A 1,411-nucleotide genomic window follows, 5' to 3' on the forward strand; every position below is an offset into this window, starting at 1 on the left:
CGACCCAATTAGTATTTTCAGATATGTCTACACCAAAAGGAGATGGAGAATTTAATATCTATGATGATATTAGAAATAAGCTAGTGAATATGGGAGTACCTAAAGAAGAAATAGCCTTTATTCACGAAGCAGATACAGACAAACAAAAAGATGAATTATTCTCTAAGGTAAGAAGAGGAGAAGTAAGAGTATTATTAGGCTCTACTCAAAAAATGGGAGCAGGTACAAATGTACAAAACAAATTAATAGCCTTACACGATTTAGACGTTCCGTGGAGACCGTCTGACCTAGAGCAAAGAAGTGGTAGAATTGTTCGTCAAGGTAATGAAAATGATAAGGTAAATATATTTAGATATGTAACGGAAAATACCTTTGATTCTTATTTGTGGCAGACGATAGAGAATAAGCAAAAATTCATTTCTCAAATTATGACTTCAAAAACTCCAGTAAGAGTTGCAGAAGATGTTGATGAAGCAAGCCTATCTTATTCAGAAATTAAGGCTTTAGCTACTGGCAATCCTCTGATTAAAGAAAAAATGGATTTAGATAACGAAGTTACAAAACTAAAAATGCTTGAAGCAAACTACAAGTCTAATAAATACAAGCTTGAAGATAAGGTAAATAAAATTTATCCTCAAAGTATTTTAAAAACTGAAATGGAAATACAAGCAGTTAAAGAAGATATTGCAAGTGTTGAGAAATTAGGAGAAGGAGATAGCAAATTCACTTCAATCAGTCTTGGAGAAAATAAAATTTTAGATAAGAAAGAAGCCGGAGAGAAACTATTAGAAGAAATAAAAAAGGTAAAGATAAATGATAGCAAGGTCATTGGTAAATATAGAAATTTAGACTTACAAGTTTCATATAACTTTATGACAAATACCCACACTTTTAAACTTCTAGGAAAAGCAGAATACTTCGGAGAGTTTTCAAACTCTACTGATGGCAATATAACAAGACTTGATAATGCAATTGAAAAAATGCCTGCAAGACTTGAAAGATTAAATCAAAACCTTGAAAACTATAAAGAATCTTTAGAAAATGCCAAAGTAGAATTAACTAAACCATTTGAAAAAGCAGATGAGTTAAGGGATAAGACACTAAGACTATCTGAAATTAATAAACTTTTAGATATGGGAGAAGTAGAAGAATTAGAAAACCAATCACCACTATTAGAAGATTTAAAGAGGGCGATAGTCGATTATTCTAATTATGAGTTTTCAGAATCTAATAGCTATGAAGACTTCGACAAACTATACCCTGATTTAAGTCATATAGGACTTGCCTATACAGAAACACCTGATGGTAAGCATTCGATTCAATATGAGGTAAATTTGGAAGAAAAAACATGGACTCAGTATGTAGATAATGTAGCTATTAGAACAGAATCTTTTGTAGAAGAAGATATATC

1 protein-coding gene is annotated in these 1,411 nt (G+C 31.3%); it reads left to right on the forward strand.

Annotated features, from left to right (window positions below; translation table 11 throughout):
• Positions 1 to 1,411: helicase C-terminal domain-containing protein (locus DES33_RS09540; protein ID WP_249033640.1), on the forward strand; the 1,411-nt coding region annotated here is incomplete at both ends.

It is taken from the genome of Finegoldia magna (assembly GCF_003182075.1).
GTDB lineage: Bacteria > Bacillota > Clostridia > Tissierellales > Peptoniphilaceae > Finegoldia > Finegoldia magna.